At 57.8% G+C, this 17382-nt stretch carries 15 protein-coding genes; 9 read left to right on the top strand and 6 right to left on the bottom strand.

Features of this window, described 5'->3' with window-relative positions; all coding sequences use genetic code 11:
• Positions 1–150 precede the first annotated feature (150 nt).
• On the bottom strand, positions 151–1281 hold the full coding sequence (locus ACZ5C7_RS00415; RefSeq protein ID WP_464374424.1) for a DUF5305 domain-containing protein: 1131 nt from the start codon (positions 1279–1281) through the stop codon (positions 151–153).
• A 727-nt stretch (positions 1282–2008) separates the two neighbouring features.
• Between ACZ5C7_RS00415 and ACZ5C7_RS00420 the strand changes: the two genes are divergently transcribed.
• From ACZ5C7_RS00420 to ACZ5C7_RS00440, 5 genes are all read left to right on the top strand, one after another.
• Positions 2009–3148: a DUF7504 family protein gene (locus ACZ5C7_RS00420; RefSeq protein ID WP_464374425.1), complete on the top strand. Its 1140-nt coding sequence runs from the start codon at positions 2009–2011 to the stop codon at positions 3146–3148.
• Between the two features lie 115 nt (positions 3149–3263).
• Complete coding sequence (locus tag ACZ5C7_RS00425; RefSeq protein WP_464374426.1) at positions 3264–3830, top strand: response regulator; 567 nt, start codon at positions 3264–3266, stop codon at positions 3828–3830.
• A gap of 72 nt (positions 3831–3902) precedes the next feature.
• Positions 3903–4958, top strand: a complete 1056-nt coding sequence (locus ACZ5C7_RS00430) for a sensor histidine kinase (RefSeq protein ID WP_464374427.1) — start codon at positions 3903–3905, stop codon at positions 4956–4958.
• Between the two features lie 278 nt (positions 4959–5236).
• Positions 5237–5788, top strand: a complete 552-nt coding sequence (locus ACZ5C7_RS00435) for a hypothetical protein (protein ID WP_464374428.1) — start codon at positions 5237–5239, stop codon at positions 5786–5788.
• A 72-nt stretch (positions 5789–5860) separates the two neighbouring features.
• Positions 5861–6532, top strand: coding sequence for a hypothetical protein (locus tag ACZ5C7_RS00440; RefSeq protein WP_464374429.1), 672 nt, complete (start codon positions 5861–5863; stop codon positions 6530–6532).
• A gap of 667 nt (positions 6533–7199) precedes the next feature.
• Here the strand turns inward: ACZ5C7_RS00440 and ACZ5C7_RS00445 are convergent.
• A complete protein-coding gene (locus tag ACZ5C7_RS00445; protein WP_464374430.1) occupies positions 7200–7964 on the bottom strand; it encodes an IclR family transcriptional regulator in 765 nt (254 codons plus the stop codon).
• A 268-nt stretch (positions 7965–8232) separates the two neighbouring features.
• Here ACZ5C7_RS00445 and ACZ5C7_RS00450 point away from each other — a divergent pair, with 268 nt between their 5' ends.
• Positions 8233–9378, top strand: coding sequence for an XdhC family protein (locus ACZ5C7_RS00450; RefSeq protein ID WP_464374431.1), 1146 nt, complete (start codon positions 8233–8235; stop codon positions 9376–9378).
• Here ACZ5C7_RS00450 and ACZ5C7_RS00455 read toward each other — a convergent pair.
• Both ACZ5C7_RS00455 and ACZ5C7_RS00460 read right to left on the bottom strand, forming a co-directional pair.
• On the bottom strand, positions 9348–9956 hold the full coding sequence (locus ACZ5C7_RS00455; protein ID WP_464374432.1) for a nucleotidyltransferase family protein: 609 nt from the start codon (positions 9954–9956) through the stop codon (positions 9348–9350). The genes ACZ5C7_RS00450 and ACZ5C7_RS00455 overlap by 31 nt on opposite strands.
• 2 nt (positions 9957–9958) lie before the next feature.
• Entirely contained in the window at positions 9959–11389 is a 1431-nt protein-coding gene (locus tag ACZ5C7_RS00460; RefSeq protein WP_464374433.1) for a dihydroorotase, read from the bottom strand.
• 153 nt (positions 11390–11542) lie between these two features.
• Here ACZ5C7_RS00460 and ACZ5C7_RS00465 point away from each other — a divergent pair, with 153 nt between their 5' ends.
• Both ACZ5C7_RS00465 and ACZ5C7_RS00470 read left to right on the top strand, forming a co-directional pair.
• Positions 11543–12049: a (2Fe-2S)-binding protein gene (locus tag ACZ5C7_RS00465; protein WP_464374434.1), complete on the top strand. Its 507-nt coding sequence runs from the start codon at positions 11543–11545 to the stop codon at positions 12047–12049.
• A 2-nt stretch (positions 12050–12051) separates the two neighbouring features.
• Positions 12052–14529 (top strand): xanthine dehydrogenase family protein molybdopterin-binding subunit, encoded by a 2478-nt coding sequence (locus tag ACZ5C7_RS00470; RefSeq protein ID WP_464374435.1) that lies wholly within the window; start codon positions 12052–12054, stop codon positions 14527–14529.
• Between the two features lie 211 nt (positions 14530–14740).
• Here ACZ5C7_RS00470 and ACZ5C7_RS00475 read toward each other — a convergent pair whose 3' ends face one another.
• Both ACZ5C7_RS00475 and ACZ5C7_RS00480 read right to left on the bottom strand, forming a co-directional pair.
• A complete protein-coding gene (locus ACZ5C7_RS00475; RefSeq protein WP_464374436.1) occupies positions 14741–15235 on the bottom strand; it encodes a CoxG family protein in 495 nt (164 codons plus the stop codon).
• Between the two features lie 125 nt (positions 15236–15360).
• Complete coding sequence (locus ACZ5C7_RS00480) at positions 15361–16248, bottom strand: FAD binding domain-containing protein (protein ID WP_464374437.1); 888 nt, start codon at positions 16246–16248, stop codon at positions 15361–15363.
• 353 nt (positions 16249–16601) lie between these two features.
• Between ACZ5C7_RS00480 and ACZ5C7_RS00485 the strand changes: the two genes are divergently transcribed.
• Positions 16602–17360, top strand: a complete 759-nt coding sequence (locus ACZ5C7_RS00485) for a cyclase family protein (RefSeq protein WP_464374438.1) — start codon at positions 16602–16604, stop codon at positions 17358–17360.
• The last annotated feature ends 22 nt before the right edge of the window (positions 17361–17382 follow it).

Here is a 17382-nt window from a genome sequence, read left to right on the forward strand (position 1 = left end):
CGTCGGGACGAGCTATACGACTGCAGGCATCGGCAGAATCGACATCGATACGCCCTGAGTGCGCGCCGAGACCGCCTCAATGGACGACGAGACCGCCACACGGACGCTGCCGTGTCGGGCGAACGCTTCCTCGACCCAAACGTATGTGACTCAAAAGTCATGGCCCTCGAATTCGTCGATCGTTTCGTCGGCGTAGTTGAGCAACCAATCTCGAGCGGGCGAGCCGGGGTGTACGAAAATGTAACTGTACTCTTCGTCGAGCACCGTACTCACGCCGAGTTGTTTGTCTTCGATAACTCGCTTGTTCGTGTCGATTGCGACGTCGATCAATCCGGTGAGATCGTCGACGAGAATTGTCGATTCGTACTCGCGTTCGGAGGGGAACGTTCCGGTCGTTATCCACTCGTCGAAGCGCTCTCGGTTCCGTTCGAACTGCAAGCGTTGCTTTTCTTCCTCGGTAATTTCGATGTAGTTCGCGTTGCGTCCGACGACCAACGTGATCGCCAGAGCGAGAGCGGTTGCGAAGGCCAGAATCGAACCGATCGACTCGAGCATCGACGACTCGACGGGCACCTCAGTTTGTTCGGTTGTCCGTTCCTGTTCGTCGACGGTTTCGATATCACCGACGCTAAACGTTGACGGTCCGACTTCGAGCGGCATTTCACTATCGTAGGTGGTGGTAACTTGTTCGCCTTCGATTTCGCCCTCAATGGCCGTCGTCGAAACGACGCGAATATCGACAGCGCCCTCGCTCGCTTCCAGGTCTTCTTCGACCTCGAAGACGTCTGCCTGGACGGCTTCTATATCGACGGTAAATTCGACGGTGTGTACGTCTTCGGGACCCAACGACTCGGTCGTCGATTCCTCGAGCGGTTCCGAGAATTCCCAGAAGACGTTTTCGCCGTCGCCGTCATCGACGCCTCGAACGAGGAGGTACGTGTCGGTCGTCACCGCGGCTTCTCCCTCCGTCGCCGTATACTCGTCGGAGTACGTACCGTCCAATTCCGTAGAGACGGCCGTGTAGTAAATCGGCCGATTACTCAATCGCTCTCCCGACGACCAGACGGCGGTGTCGTCGGTGACTAGCACGCTGTGATTATACGCGGTTGACTCTCCCCACTGTTCGATGACGCGCTCTTCGTGCTCGAACTCCGGAACTGCGTTGACCTGATAAGCCCAAACCCCGAACAGAGCAGTGAGTACGAGTAAGAAGACGAGTACGGGAACGAACCAGTCGGTCAAAAACGCTCGAGCCCGAATAGACCAGTCCTCCCTATTCATTGTGCTTTCCCGAAAAGTTCACGAATAGTGAACGTTCTCCAGCTTGAACAGTACTCATAGCTCGAGTTATTTATACTTCCCCAAATCGATAGCCGGACGTGTGTAATTCCCATGGAATACAACGGCACGTGGATCGAATTCTCGCGACGCGTTGGGGGTACTGGACTTGGTTCGAGACGACCATGCCGACATACTTGTTAAAGATTCCATCACATTCGCTTCCGGTTCCACGGATACCGATTTGGATTCCTCGAGCGATGACGGCGGAAACACGACCGAAACTGATTGTGCTGAGTTAGTCATTGATCGTGATTGAATCGAGAGATTCCCATCCTCGGGGGATAAACTGACTCGTCGTCGACCGTACCGGGTTCGTGGACGGTCCGTTGCTCTCTTGTGCAAATCGGGGCTTCGGTTCGTACGAAAACGTCGACAATCCGCACCGCCAGAGAGGGGTCGTTCATGCAAAACGTACGCAATAACCCTTGGGAGTTATCTTAATTCTACTGGGCGAACGCAATTTAACGTGGCTACTACCCCGTACCGACAACGCCGAATACGGATTCGAATCCACGATTGGAACCGTTCGGCGGAGAGACACGTCCAGATCAACTTACAGGAGAGTAAAATACGAGACGTTGTAACCGAAACCATTGGACGAGGCGCGTCGTACCGAGATATGTAGGTTAAAGTCGATGCAATACGAACTCGTAGATAGAAATCTGCAATGGCAAATCAGACTCGGGTGCTCTACGTAAACGATGAGCCGGAATCGTTGCGAACGTGGGCCGATTTTCTCGCAGATCACGGCGAGCTCGCTGTAACTACCGCAGAAAGCGTTTCAGAAGGGGTTACAGCCGTCGCGACCAACGATATCGACTGTATCCTGAGTGACTTATCGACGACCGAAGAGCGTAACCTCGAGTTTCTGAAGGAAGTCAAAAAACGAGATGCAACAGTCCCCTTTTTCCTATTCACAGAAGACGAAGCGGACAAAACGATAAATGAAGCGATCAAAGCGGGCGCTGACGATTATATCTCGAAATCAATCGCAGAGAACGGCGTACTCCTCCGGCGCATCCGACAGTCCACACCGGATACCCCAACGCAGGTAACAAACAGCGGAGAACCGAAGTCGACGAGCATCGATATCGTCGAACCGGGTGAAACGGACAACACGAAGCCAGCTGGTAGCGAATCAACGCAAAGCGCTACTACCACCGAAGGTGAGGCCAGTAGCGAACAAAACGTAACCAAAACCGATACGGAACCGCTCGAAAAGAAGGCGGAACCGCTCGATTATCAGCCAGCACGCGCGACCAGCACGCTCGTCCAGTCTGAATCGAAAGCCAAGCGAAAGCGAGCGTCCGCCGTCGACGTACTCGAAAACGAACAACCGGAAGAGACCAACGTAGCGCTCGTTAGGTACAGGCGGATAGATAAAAACGTCCTTGCAGAGGTCGCTCAACGATCCAATCGGACAACGCTCATTTCGGTCGGATACAGTCAGTCTATCCCGAGTCAACTGAAAGACAAGATCGATATCATTCGGATCAACAGTCCAACTGACCTTACTCGCCTCGGAATCGTTACGACGGGAATCGTCGAAGAATGGGAGTCGTACCCGGAGGATACTATCCTGTACTTCGATACGCTGAATATATTACTGCAGTACAAAACTATCAAGCAGGTATTCCGGTTTCTCCATATACTGCTCGCGAAGTTACAGTCTGCATCCGTGACGTCGTATTTCCATATCGACCACACCACAGAAGAGCTCCAGGATGTCAACTCACTGAAACCTATTTTCGATAATATCCTCGCGGTATCTACGGAGAGTACGGAGGTCGAAAGTGAAACCCGATAGTCACGTCCTGTGCAAAGAAGACAACCGAACGACACCAAAGCAGAACGGAACGTCCTCAGCAGGGAACGATCTGCCAGTACTATTTATAGGATCGCCTGAGTAGGGGCAACCAAGAATGGAGACGCCACCCACAGTTCTCGTCGTCGAAGATGAACGTATGTTAGGTGATCTGTTCGCAACGTGGTTGGAATCCGAGTACAGTGTCCGCGTTGCGTACGACGGAGAGAACGCGTTGGAACTCCTCGATGAGCAAATCGACATAGCCATCCTCGATCGTCGCATGCCCGGGCTGTCCGGTGACGACGTTCTCGAGGAAATACGGGATCGTGGGTTCGAATTTCCCATCGCAATGGTCACCGCTGTCGACCCGGACTTCGACATCGTCGAGATGGAGTTCGACGACTACCTCGTAAAGCCGATCGAACGCGACGCGCTTCTGTCGCTCGTCGATGATCTCGTTTCGCTCCCGGCGTACGAGGATGCCGTCCAAGAGTACTTTCAACTCGCGTCGAAAAAGGCTGCACTCGAGGCCGCAAAGACGGGCACGGAACTCGATTCAAGCGAAGAGTACACCGAACTCATAGCGCAGTACGATCAGGCCAAGCACCGAGCAGACACGACAATCGAAACGCTCGCCGACGATCTGGACTTTGCTGATCTCGACAAGAAGGCAAATTTCTAACACATCAGCCATCATAAATATAATGAATAACGGACCAAGAGTTCATAATGGTTTATTCCAGTTTATGAATAGATGACTTCTGAGGGTGGGCAAGCTAGCCAGTATTCAATCGCTCCCCAGCTGTCTACGGTGGAAGATCGTTTCTGTCAAACGCTCGTATCGAATACGTCTGAAGGGCTGTTGACCATTGACAGAGAGAGTGAAATCGTTTTCGCAAACGCCGCAATCGAAGACGTTCTCGGGTACACGCCGGAAGAGTTGGTCGGGAATTCGAAGTTAGAAATAATCCCGGAACGACTTCGACACGTCCATAAACGGAGACTCGAGGCGTACATTCAAACCGGGACCAAGAATATCGATTGGAACGGCGTCGAACTACCAGCGTTGCACAAAGACGGCCACGAAGTGCCAGTCACAATCAGCCTTAGAGAGCACGAATTTAACGGGAAGATGCTCTTTACTGGTGTGTTTCGCGACATATCTGATATTAAGCAACAGGAACAACAATTAGAACGGCAGAACGAACAACTCGAGAGCTTTGCGAGGGTTCTCTCTCACGACCTCCAGAGCCCGCTGAACGTTGCGAAAGGGTACACGGAGATCCTCAAAGAGGATCTCGACCGCGATGAGCTACCCGAAATCGCCGAGTCGCTCGATCGGATGGAGCGGATGATACAGAATACGCTCAAACTGGCCCAACACGGAGAAACCGTCGGTGAAAAGGAGAACGTCTCCCTCGAAACCGTCGCGACCGAGTCGTGGCAATGGGTCAATACCAACTCTGCGGAGTTGGCGTTCGAAAGCGACCTCGAGACGATCGACGCCGATAGAAACCGGTTGAACTCGCTCCTCGAGAACCTGTTCACCAATGCTGTCACGCACGGTGGAACCGGCATTACGGTAACCATTGGGGCGCTGGACGATGGAAACGGATTCTACGTGGAAGACGATGGCGACGGGATTCCCGAACAAAGACAGCAAAGCGTGTTCGAACACGGGTACACGACTAGCCCCGACGGGACGGGGCTCGGTCTATCGATCGTCAAAGGCGTCGCGACCGCCCACGGGTGGGACGTCACCATTACAGACAGTGCGGCTGGCGGCGTTCGATTCGAGTTTCGGACGTGAGCCCGGTGGCATACGCGATGAGCGAAACCGTCTCTCGAGCGAGAGCAGTGCATTCGTTCGAACGGAAATGGACACGCAATTTCATAAGGAGAGGAATACGATTCGAATAGGCGTCAAGAAATCATCAATAACGGAAACAGCCAATACAGCACCTCAAAACCGATTCAGGCACCGCCAGAACGGAATTCAGGATGTGCGATCCACCTATTCAGGAGCAACCTGCCTGGAAAACAATACTACACTATAAAGAGACTGTCACCAAATAAAATAGATAACGCATGAAATTAACACGACGTAATACCCTAATCGGTCTCGGAGGTCTCGCGGGCGGAGCAGGATTGATCGGCGGAACCGGTGCGTTCGATACGGTCCAAGCCGACCGTGATTTTGACGTGGAACTCGATGACGACGCGAGTGCGCTCCTGGCGCTCCTCCAAATCGACGAGGAATACGTTCAGGTCAGCGACGACGACAACGAAATGCTCGAGATCGATATCGGAACGGAAGACGGAAGCGCGGGGATCAACGACGAAGCGCTAACGACGTTCACCGATCTCTTCGCCGTTGGCAACAACGGGACCGAGGATGTCCACGTCTGGTTCGAAACCGGCGCAGCCGAGGGAGTAACGTTCGTCGATGGAGATGGCAACAGTATCACCGGCGATACCAACGCACAGGAGATCGAGGTCGGAGATCACAGTGAGGATCCAGACGGCGCGGATCTCGTCGTCGGCCTCGAGATAGACACGCGCTCGTCCAGCGAAGAAACGTATACCGAAGGAAACAACTACACCATCACCGTCCACGCAGAAACCACCGACCCCAACTAAGCGCCAACGGACGGCTTTGAACGAATCACTCACGAGTATGCAGCCAACACGACAGATGAGCACTCTCTACTAATGCGACGACGAAACGCACTTCTCGGATTCGGAGCGCTCGTTTTCGGCAGCGGGAGTTTTATCGTCAGCGGTGCGTTCGGAAGCGATACCGGCGGAAGCCAAGGAAACTGGGTCGAGGCGAACCAGTTCGAGGGCGAAAGGACCGGCGAAGTCCGCGTCCAAACGATCACCGACGTCGAGAGCAGTGATCACCGGTTTGACGAGCTGGACCGAGACGATATCGGTGTCACGAACTCGAGTATCATTCGGGAAGACGACGGCGGATTCCTCGAGGGAATCAGCTTCGAGTCGGTCAATGCGGATTCGACGACTCGCGTCGGTCGACTCGACGGGCGAGGGAACGTCGATCCGCAGAACACGGCCTTTCTGATCGCGAATCTCGGTGGAGTTGGGACAGCCTCGAGGATCGGCGAGACCGTCGAAATACGTCTGCGACTGTACGATGGATCGTCCATGGAAGAGAGTTCGATCGTTCAACCGGGCGGAGCGGTGAGGTTTCCTTACACGATTCCAGACCACGAACAAGATGGAGAGTTACTCGCGGAGGACGCCGTCGTTCTGAACCCCGAGGAAATCTTGTGTATGGCAGTCGAGATAAACGCCGACAATGCCGATATATTCGACCGAATCGAAACAATCGGGCTGACGATTCGCCAACCCGCGGAGGAGTGAACACCTACTCGGTGATGACCGCTTTTGGTTGACGGCGATAGCACGAACGATAACGTAGTTATCGGAAGTGTTCACCCCGAAGGCGCCAAAAAACGATCCACCATCAAAATCAAAATTAGTTACTCAATAGTATCACAAGTCAGCGCCACACACAGCACGGGTGTGAGATCGGGAGTACCGTAGAGACCGTTTAGCCCGAAGTAAAGCCGCTGATCGGCCGCAGTACGGAAACGTGAGGAACTAATACTGTTTGTCCGATCACAATGAGGGAGAGACGGCTAAACAATCGCTAATAGACGCAGATAACTGAATAAACCGAGAGTATGAGTAGACGAATAGTATATTGAAGTGAATTAGAAGAAAGCTGAAACGGTTTATTGTATTATATAGTACGATAATAGACAGATGACGAGTTATCACGGCTAGTGAGAGTACCTGTATACAACCGCCTATTCGGATGGGAAGAAACACTGGCCAATGAATAATTATGCGCCCAACCGCAGCAGCAGAAACGATGGTATGAAAAAGAAATGTTTGGGAAAATACTTCTAATGATTGATTTGGATATGGGCACATTACGAAAGTATGTTTGTAAAGATCGGGCTCGTCTCGTAACCAGTCACCCGGGAAAATCGCGGGTACAAAATCGTTCCACGATACAGAACGATTACGAATGTTGAATGTTGAGTTCGATGATGTTCGCCACACCCAGTGCCTGATCAGGCAGTTCCGTGCGGAACCGTTCACCCTGCATCCGATGGGTCGGCCCCGCGACGCTGATGGCCCCGATAACCGTATTCGTACCGTCCAAAATCGGCGCTGCGACGCTTCGTAATCCGTTGAGCCGCTCTTCGTCGTCGAACGCGATTTTTCGTTCTCGAGCCTCCTCGAGTTGCTCGAACAGCTGGTCGCGATCGGTAATCGTGTTGTGTGTGAGTTGTTCGAGGCCGTGTCGATCGATAATCGCGTCGACCCGCTCGTCCGGAAGGAAAGCCATAATGACTTTGCCGAGCGCAGTGCAGTGGAGCGGGATTCGATCCCCGATGTGTGTGTCTATCCGAGCTGCTTCCGACCCGCGACCTCGATAGATGAAGACGCCGCGTCCGTGCTCTTCGGTCATCAACCCGGAGATATCCCCGGTTTTGTCGGCGAGTTTATCGACCTCTGATCGTGCCACCTGATACAGTTTATGCTGACTTCGGGCGATTTCCCCGGTCTGGAGGAATTTTAGTCCAGTGCGATACTCCCCGTCTCGACGGACGATATACTCCGCGGACTCGAGCGTATTTAAATGGTTGTGAACGGTACTTTTCGGGAGATCGACGTGCCTTGCGAGTTCAGAGACACCAGCACCATCGAGTTCGTTAAGGCCTTCCACGATGCTGAACGTCCGTTCGATCGCCTGTATACCGTTCGTTTCGGCGTTTGTCATACCAAACCGTACGGACTGAACGATATTAAATGTTCAGTATCGTAGAACGGCATCCCCACCGGAGATTGCCAAACCACAACCACCAGCGGACAAAGTCTCCACAGCCGAGCAAAATAGCTACCGGAAGTATTCAAAATCAAAAAGTCGCTATAATTAGGTGAACCCGTTGCACAAGCGTCTATCATATGTAGCTATGACACGTCCCACGATACGAAACGCCATATGCGATAGGATAACAAATATACAGCTCGCCACCTATCATAGGGATATGACCGATACAGACCCGTGGGGCGTGACCACCCTCGACCTTTTCGAACTCCTCGAGGAGACGTTCGGCGGTCCCGTCGAGCACGCGGTCGCGACGGTAGTACGGGTAGATGGATCCGCGTACAGGCGACCCGGAGCGAAGATGATACTTGGAGAAGACGGGTCGACCTACGGCGGGATTACGGCGGGCTGTCTCGAGGGCCCGCTTCGAGAGGTCGCACAGGAAGTAATCGCGGACGACGCGACACAGGTCGTCACCTTCGACCTCACCGCCGACGAGGACGGGTGGGGGATCGGGCTCGGCTGCGAAGGGGTCGTAGACGTTCTCGTCGAACCGGCAGACGAGACGTGGACGGAACCGGTCGGCGCGTTCCACCGCGGAGCGGCGCGCACGCTCGTGACAACAATCGACGGAACCGACGCGATTCAGACCGGGTCGAAAGCGGTTCTTACGGCCGACGGATCAACGGCGAACACCGTCGACAGTTCATCCCTCCCGCCTACCGTTCTCGAACGGATCGACGATAGTGTACGAGAACGGGCAAAAGACGGGAAATGGTGTACTCGAACAGTCGAAACGGCAGACGGGTCCGTCGAACTCTTCGTCGACGGAATCACGCCGCCGACGCGGCTCTTGGTGTTCGGCGGCCAACCAGACGTTCGGCCCGTAACGCGACTAGCTCGAGACGTCGGTCTGCACGTGACGGTTGCGACGGCCAGAGGGGGACAGGCCGACGAATCGGCGTTTCCTCGGGCCGACCGCGTCGTTTCGACGCATCCGTCCGACCTGGACGAATTCGTCGACGAACGAACCTACCCAGTCGTGATGTCCCACAACTTCGTCGACGATCGGCTCGCCCTCGAGACGCTCCTCGAGACGCCGGTCCCGTTTATCGGACTCATGGGGCCGCGGGAACGATTCGAACGCCTGAGAGACGACCTCGAGGCGGACGGCGTCACGCTGTCTGCGGACGACCGTGCACGAATAGCCACCCCCGTCGGGCTCGAACTCGGCGGCGGTGAGCCGGTCGAGATCGCGTTGAGTATCGTCTCCGAAGTCGTCGCGGTGAGCAACGAGAAAAGTGGCGGGCGGCTCCGCGACCGAGAGGGACCGATTCACGACCGACCGACGCCGCAGTCGGACTGACGAACGTTCTGCAGATCGGCTTCCGTATCGATATCGAGGTGAATTCCCGGATCGTCGACCGGGACGCGACGAACGGTCCCGTCGTCGAACAGCGACCGACCGCCAACGTCCCCCGAAAGCGATGTCAGACCCTCGAAATGGACTGCATCGAACAGGACCGGGTTGCCGCGCTGGCCGTCGTAAGTCGGGACGAAGATATCGCCACCACCGCCTCGATACGCGGCACCGAGTTGCCGGACGGTTTCCGGATCGACACACGGCATATCTCCCGGAAGAAAGACGACAGCGTCGGCACCAGCTTCTCGAGCGTCCCGTGCACCCAACCGGACCGAACGGCTCTGGCCGCGTTCGTACTCGGCGTTGCCGATCGTCTCGTCGGCGTGTGACTCGACGGCGTCTCGGACGGGCTCGTCATCGTGTCCGACGATGGCGACCGTTCGATCGAGCGGCGCTTCGGCCAGCGATCGGACGGCCCGACGGACGATCGGTTCGTCCTCGACCGTCGCGACCAGCTTGTTTCCGGCCTCGAATCGGGTTCCCAGGCCCGCCGCGAGCACGACGCCGACGAGTTCACTCATGCTTACTCGAGTGCGACTCCTTCCGGTCCACGCGGGAGGTACTCGCGTCCGCCAGGTTCGGCGAGTAGTTCTCCGTCTTCGACGACGACCTCGCCGTCGACGATCGTGTGGGTCGGCAAGCCGGTGAGTTCCTCACCGTGGTAGGTCGAGTAGCGAGGCTCCATCGTGTGGTAGAAGTCGTCGTCGACGACCGTGCTCTTCTCTAAGTCGACGATAACCATATCGGCGTCCGAGCCCTCTGCGATGGCTCCTTTTCGGGGGTAGAGCCCCCAGCGTTTGGCGTTGTTGGTCGAACAGACCTCGACGAGTCGTTCCATGCTGAGGCGGTTCTTGTTGACACCCTCGCTCATCATAACCGGGAGGAAGTACTCGATCCCGTTGTTGTCGCCGGGGATCGCGTCCCAGATGTCGCCGTGTTTGCCCGTGTCCTTCTCCTTGAACTCGATCTTGTGCGGGCAGTGGTCGGTTCCGACGTAGTCGACGACGCCGGTTCGAATTCCCTCCCAGAGGCGTTTCTTGCTCTCCTCGCCCCGAAGCGGCGGAGAAATCTTCCCCCAGATACCGAGGTCGTCCTGCTCGTAGGTGTGGCTGAGGAACGCCGGGAGCGTTTCCGCGTGGAGGTTCACGCCCTTGTCCTGGAAGCGCTCGCAGACGTCGACGCCTTCGCCGGTGCTCATGTGGACGATGTAAGCGCGCGAGTCAGTGTACTCCGTAAGCCGTCCGATCTGTTCGATCTGCATCGCCTCGGCCACGTTCGGCGAGGCTTCGGACCACGCCTCGAGGTCGTTGCGACCCTCTTCCTGGAGTTCTTTGCGACGTTCGATCGCGAGATCCTCGTTTTCGGCGTGGAACATCACGACGCCGCCGGGGATGTCCGACACGCGATCGAGCACGCGATACGTTCGACCGGCGTCGGAGTGGTCGATGCCGAGCTCGGGCGAGGCGTGTTTGTACCAGTTGAAAAAGACCTTGTACGAGCGGATTCCGGCGTCGGCAAGCGCCTCGATTTCGTCGACGTGGTGGTCCTGATGGACGATGGCGTGATAACCGAAGTCGATGTAGGAGTTCTCCTCGCCGGCGCGCTTGAAGAAGTCCATGTCCGGCGTGTACGGCTCCTTCTGGAGAAGGAAATTGACGACAGTGGTCACGCCGCCGTGAATCGCGCCGCGCGTTTCCGTCTCGAAGTCGTGCTCGAGTCCCTCGTGGTAGTCGAATTCGTACCGCGAGAGCCCCCAGTGAACGTGGGGATCGATGAATCCGGGAATCAGGTAGTTCCCTTCGGCGTCGATCTCTCGATCCGCTTCGGGAAGGTTCGACTCGTCGCCGACACCGACGATGATACCGTCGTTCGCTACAACTCCGCCGCTGATCGTTCCGTTCGGAGTGACGACTCGTGCATTCGTCACTCGAAGGTCTGCGGTTGCGTCGACCATACGTCTACACGTAGCTCATCCTACTTGAGTGTACCCGATCGCAGTGACTGCTCCGAACGCCTGACCGATCGATCAAGTCGCCGACCGGTGGGGGATTCGCCCACCGGCAACGCAACGCTTATGTTTCGGTCACGGGATAGTTTATCTATCTCTATGAGCACCGATAGCACAGATGGAACGGACGGACCCGTGACCGAAGAGATCACGGTGACCGTCAACGGTGAACCGGTAACCGCAGCAGTCGAGCCGCGGCTCAAGCTTTCCGACTTTTTGCGGTACGAATGCGATCTCAACGGCGTCCGCGTCGGCTGCGAGCACGGCGTCTGTGGGGCGTGTACGGTCCAGCAGGACGGACGAACCGTCAAGAGTTGCCTCTCGTACGCTGTTCAGGCCGACGGGGCTGAAATCGAAACCGTCGAAGGGCTCGACGAAGACGGATCGCTCCATCCGATTCAGGAAGCATTCCACGAGACGCACGCGCTCCAGTGTGGGTTCTGTACGAGTGGGTTCGTGATGGCGACGAAGGAACTGCTCGAGGAGAATCCCGATCCGACTCGAGAGGAAATCGAGACCGGACTGGCAGACAACATCTGCCGGTGTACCGGCTACCAGAACATCTACGAAGCGGTCGAGCACGCGGCGGAGAAGATGGAGGAGTAACAATGTCCAGATCACAACCTACCGAGGTCGGCGACGACGCCGACGCCGAATCGGAATCGTTCACGGGCCAGGGGCTCCCGCGGGTCGAGGATCACCGAATCCTGACGGGGAAAGCCGAGTTCATTCACGACATTACGCCGGAGAACTGCCTGCACATGGCGCTCGTCCGGAGCATGCACGCCCACGCGGAGATCGAATCGATCGATACCAGCGAGGCCGAAGCCCACCCCGACTGCGAGCTCGCCTTGACCGGATCGGACCTGCAAGCGGAGTACAACCCGATGCCGACGGGCATCGAAAGCGTCGAGACCGAAGACGGCGTTGCCGAGCTGTTCGAGTGGTCGCTCGCCACTGATAAGGCCCGCTTCGTCGGCGAGCCCGTCGTCGCTATCGTCGCCTCGAACCGATACGCGGCCGAAGACGTCGCGGACCTCGTCGACGTCGAGTACAACTCCATCGAGGCGGTCGCTGACGGGATGGCCGCTCGAGAGGACGACGTGGTGGTCCACGAACACGCCGAAACGAACGTCGTCGACCACGAGCGAATCGAGTTCGGCAACCCGTCGGATGCGTTCGACGACGCCGACACCGTCGTCGAAGGCGACTATTCGTGGGGCCGGATATCCGGTGTGCCACTCGAGACCGCGGGCGTCGTCGCCCAGTACGACGAGGACGGTGATTCGTTCGATATCGACTGCAACATCCAGTTGCACACGCTCGTCGATCACATGATCTACGAGACGCTGGGCTACGGCGAAGACGACGTTCGGGTCAACGTTCCGGCGGATGTCGGCGGGAGTTACGGAACCAAAATCGGCATTCACCGTTACTGCTGTCTGGCCGCGATGGCGAGCCACCAGCTCGAGCGCCCAGTAAAGTTCGAAGAGGACCGAATCGAGAACCTGCAGGGCGGAGACATGCACTGTTCGGATCGGGAGTACGAGATGCGCATGGGCGTCGACGACGACGGAACCATCCGCGGGCTCGAAGTGTGGTTCGTGGACGACTTCGGCGCGTTTCCGCGTTATCCCGTCAATCAGGTGCTCAAACCGCTGTCGGTTCTCACCAACTCCTACGATATCGACGACGTCTCCTACGAGTACGATCTCGTCCTCACGAACAAAACGTCCCAGACGGCCTACCGCGGGTTCGGCGTCGACCCGCACATCTACGCGCTGGAGATGGTCGTCGACAAGGCCGCCCGCGAAATCGGGATGGATCCGACGGAGTTCCGCCGGCGGAACATGATCCAGCCCGAGCAGATGCCCTACACCCTCCCCTCGAAGAACATCTACGATTCGGGCGACTACCCCGCGACCCTCGATCGGATCCAGGAGATCATCGAGGACGAACGCGACGGCGGTCTGCTCGATCCCGAGGTCGTCGAGGCCAAGCGCGAGGAGGGCAAGTACCGCGGCGTGCAACCGAGCGTCATCATCGAGCCCGGCGTCAGCGGCTCGGACTGGACCGACCGCCAGCGAAGCGACCGCGACGCGCTCGAGGACCGAGACCGCGACGACGTCGACGAACTGCCCGAGCACCTCCGGGCGACCCTCGAGGACGACGGCACGGTCACGGCGTCCCTCGCGACGGATTCCTCCGGACAGGGCCACCAGACATTGGTCTCCCAACTGCTCGCCGACGAACTCGAGATCCTCCCGAGCGACATCGAGGTCGACTATCTCGATAGCGTCGACGCGCCCACCGAGTACGGAAGCGCGGCCTCGCGGATGGCCGTAATGCTCTCGGGCGCGACCGTCGGCCTGGCGGAGCGCTTCATCGCGAACGCGAAAGCGGTCGCAACCGACCACTGGGACGTCTCCGAGGAAGACGTCAGCTATCGCGACGGCACGCTCGAGCGAATCGACACCGGCGACTCGCTCTCGTTAGAAGAGCTGTCGGCGATCGACGCCGACGGCGAACGGCGTCTCGCGGAAGTCAGCTACAACTACGAGCACCCCGCGACGGAGTTCGAGGAGTTCGACGAGGCGTTCTCGCGGAAGTTCCCGGTCTACCCGACGGCCGCCTTCGGGGCGAACGCGCCCATCGTCGAGGTCGACATCGAAACGGGCGAGGTCGACATCCTCACGTTCCACACGGTGCGAGACTGCGGAACGATGTTGAACCCGATGATCGTCGAGGGCCAGGCCCACGGCGGCATCGCCCAGGGGATCGGCGCGTCGCTCATGGAGGAGTTCGGCTACGAGGACGACGGACAGCCCCAAGCGATCACGCTGTTCGATTACCTGCTTCCGTCGATCGAGAACGTGCCGGAGATCCAGATGGAACACACCGAGACGCCCTCGCCCTACACCGAAACCGGTGCGAAAGGCGTCGGCGAAGGCGGCATGATCGACGCCCCCGCGAGTATCGCCACCTCGATCAACGCGGCCCTCGAGCCGCTCGGCATCGACGAGCCCGCGGATCAGATCCCCGTCGCGCCGGATCACATCCGAGAGAACGTTCGGGACCTCGAGTAGTCGCTCGTCCTCTCGATTTTCTGCTGTCGTATCGTATTCGACCGTTTTGCGCCGAAACGTTGACAATGAGTTGATTTGACGAGCGAGCGCAAGCGCTGATCGAGAGAACCGCACACGAGCTACTGGGTGCGGGAAGTCGAGGAGAACATCGAAACACGCGAACGCGTCAAAACAGACTGCGACCCACTACGTCGGGTCAGGGTGTGACTGATTACGTCGATTCGAGTTCCACGTCGAGGTCCGCGTCCGCCTCGTCCGGCGCCTCCTCGAGTTTCGATTCGGCTCCCTCGCCCTCCTCGATGACCGTCTGCATGTCCGAAAAGTACTTTTTGACCAGCCGGTTGGTCACGCTCTTTAACGCTCGGCTTCCCAGACTGACGATCGTTCCGGAAACGTCCGCCTTTGCCTCCCAGTCGACGATCGTTCCGCCGTCGTCCTGTTCGATCAGCTCCATCGTCGCCGTCATCTCGAACTCGTTTCGCGGGGCCTGACCGACCGCCGTCAACTCGAGTACCCCCGGGTACTCGATGTTGGTCACGACCGCGTCGACCTCGAACTCCGGCTTGACGCTTCCGACGCCGACCGCGAGTACCGCGGTGATCTCGTGTGGGGACTCGAGGATCATCTCCTTACAGCCCGGGGCGCACTCCGCGAGCACGTCGGGGTCGGTAAAGTACGGCCACAATTGCTCTCTCGACTGTTCCATCTCGTTTTCGCCAGTGAATTCTAACATGTGTGATTTGTACGGGTGGTATCGTGGTTGGTTGCTTGTCTATACGGGGTGGTCCGTTGCTGCCTGCACGGGATGATCGCTCTCGGCGACGAACGCGATCACTCTAGCGCATCGTCGTACGCGCTCTCGAACGACCGTTTGGCGTACTGGCCGGCCACTTCCTCTTTGTACTCTCGGTCCGCGTGCATCTCGCCCTCGGGAGTGACCGCGCCCGTGACGATTTCGGCAACTTCCTCGAGGCCGTCTTCGGACAACGGCTCGCCCTCGAGGACCGACTCGGCATCCTGAACCCGCAACGGCACGTCCGCCGCGTTCGCGAGGGCGAGGCGTGCCGTTTCGATAACGGGATCGTCGGCGCTCGGGTCGTCGACTCGAAGAGCTGTCGCCGCGCTAACCGTCGGGAAGGTCTGGGCGGCCCGCTTGAGTTCGACGAACGCCATGCCGGTTCGGTCGGCAGGGAACGGTTCCGTCGGCACTGAGACGCTCTCGATGAGTTCATCCTCCCGGAGATCGGTAAACATGTACGCGATAAAGAACTCGCTCACGGGAATCGTGCGAGTGCCCTCGAGTGAGTGGAGGGTCACGGAGCCATCGAGCGCGAGCAACGCCGCAGGGTAGTTCCCCGCTGGGTCGGCTTCGCCGAGACTACCGCCGACCGTGCCCTGATTGCGAACGGAGGGGCCCGCGATCTGTCCGGCAGCGTCGGGAAGCATCGGAAGCGCGTCGGCGAGCCTGTCCGACCGCTCGAGGGTTCGGTGGGTCGTCATTGCCCCGATCCGGACCTCGTCGTCTCGCTCCTCGATGTACGCGAGGTCGTCGACACCGTTGAGATCGACGAGATGATCCGGCGTCGCAAGGCGATTCGCCATCACGATCCCCAGCGACTGATTGCCCGCCATCAGTTCCGCGTCCTCGAGGTCGCGGAGGAGTTCGAGTGCCTCTTCGATCGTCTCCGGGCGGTGGTGTGTAAACGGTGCTGGTTTCATAGCCCCTCGAATCGATCACGGTGCCGTCCCCGGCCATCGCACCCGGATCGGGAGCGATTGCTCGAGTCGTAGCGACCGCGTAGTCGCCGGCCGACGGGCGGCTGGTGGGTGGATTCGAGTCCGTACTGGGCGGTGGTTCGTATAGTCATCTGTCGATCACACGGATACCGTATCATTATCCCAACGGTACTAATAAGTGTTGTTGGGTGTTGGCATGCCCACATTTGTCCAGAAATCGAGTCTAACGGGCTGAAACCAATACATCGGAAGCGTCGACGAGAAGGATTTTCGCTCGAGTGGACGGATATCCCGTTTACGTAAGTTTAAGTGGCGGGGACGGATACGTTCATGTCATGCTCGACGACTACGAGATGCACGACCTGACACAGCCGTGGTCACAAGATACGCCGGCGTGGCCGACGTACGACAACCCCAAGGTGTGGTACGAGAAGAGCCTCGACACCGAGAAAGTGAACGGACAGAAGATCGAGTTCATGAACCACACCGGAACTCACCTGGACGGCGAGAAACACTTCGTCGCGAGCGGCCGAGATATCGAACAGGTGGGACTGGACGAGCTCGTCGGCGACGCCGTCGTCGCGGACATCTCCGATAAGGTCGGCGACTACGATGTCTACACCAGCGAAATGATCGAGGACGTCTGTGACGTCCGAGAGGGCGACATTCTGTTCATCCACACGGGCTATCAGAAACACGCCTGGCACAAGGACGAAGCGGATCCCGACCGGTTCTTCTGTAAACACCCCGGCCCGAACCAGGAGTTCGCGGACTGGTGTAAAGAGATGAACATCAACTATCTCATCCTCGACTGCGGGAGCGCGGACCACCCGATGAACACGATCGTTCGAGAGATTCGGCCGGAACTCGCGAAAGAGGCCGCCGACGCTCTCGGCGTCGACGACCTTGACGAGGTTTTCCCGCCCGAAGGCTACCAGCTGATGCACAACGAGCTGTTCCCCGAAGGCATCATCCACGTCGAAAACGCGCAGGTTCCCGAAGAGCTACTGAACGAGCGCGTACAGATCGGTACCTTCCCGTGGCGGTTCCGCGGCGGCGAATCGAGCGTCTGTCGCTGCGTCGCGTTCGAATAGCTGACCGACTCAACACTTTTTG

The sequence above is a fragment of the Halostagnicola alkaliphila genome, assembly GCF_055379965.1.

Coding starts and splice junctions, on each gene's coding strand:
- ACZ5C7_RS00435 (WP_464374428.1), top strand. CDS start 5,237: ATGAAATTAACACGACGTAATACCCTAATCGGTCTCGGAGGTCTCGCG.
- ACZ5C7_RS00415 (WP_464374424.1), bottom strand. CDS start 1,281: ATGAATAGGGAGGACTGGTCTATTCGGGCTCGAGCGTTTTTGACCGAC.
- ACZ5C7_RS00460 (WP_464374433.1), bottom strand. CDS start 11,389: ATGGTCGACGCAACCGCAGACCTTCGAGTGACGAATGCACGAGTCGTC.
- ACZ5C7_RS00445 (WP_464374430.1), bottom strand. CDS start 7,964: ATGACAAACGCCGAAACGAACGGTATACAGGCGATCGAACGGACGTTC.
- ACZ5C7_RS00430 (WP_464374427.1), top strand. CDS start 3,903: ATGACTTCTGAGGGTGGGCAAGCTAGCCAGTATTCAATCGCTCCCCAG.
- ACZ5C7_RS00440 (WP_464374429.1), top strand. CDS start 5,861: ATGCGACGACGAAACGCACTTCTCGGATTCGGAGCGCTCGTTTTCGGC.
- ACZ5C7_RS00420 (WP_464374425.1), top strand. CDS start 2,009: ATGGCAAATCAGACTCGGGTGCTCTACGTAAACGATGAGCCGGAATCG.
- ACZ5C7_RS00480 (WP_464374437.1), bottom strand. CDS start 16,248: ATGAAACCAGCACCGTTTACACACCACCGCCCGGAGACGATCGAAGAG.
- ACZ5C7_RS00425 (WP_464374426.1), top strand. CDS start 3,264: ATGGAGACGCCACCCACAGTTCTCGTCGTCGAAGATGAACGTATGTTA.
- ACZ5C7_RS00470 (WP_464374435.1), top strand. CDS start 12,052: ATGTCCAGATCACAACCTACCGAGGTCGGCGACGACGCCGACGCCGAA.
- ACZ5C7_RS00475 (WP_464374436.1), bottom strand. CDS start 15,235: ATGGAACAGTCGAGAGAGCAATTGTGGCCGTACTTTACCGACCCCGAC.
- ACZ5C7_RS00465 (WP_464374434.1), top strand. CDS start 11,543: ATGAGCACCGATAGCACAGATGGAACGGACGGACCCGTGACCGAAGAG.
- ACZ5C7_RS00485 (WP_464374438.1), top strand. CDS start 16,602: ATGCTCGACGACTACGAGATGCACGACCTGACACAGCCGTGGTCACAA.
- ACZ5C7_RS00450 (WP_464374431.1), top strand. CDS start 8,233: ATGACCGATACAGACCCGTGGGGCGTGACCACCCTCGACCTTTTCGAA.
- ACZ5C7_RS00455 (WP_464374432.1), bottom strand. CDS start 9,956: ATGAGTGAACTCGTCGGCGTCGTGCTCGCGGCGGGCCTGGGAACCCGA.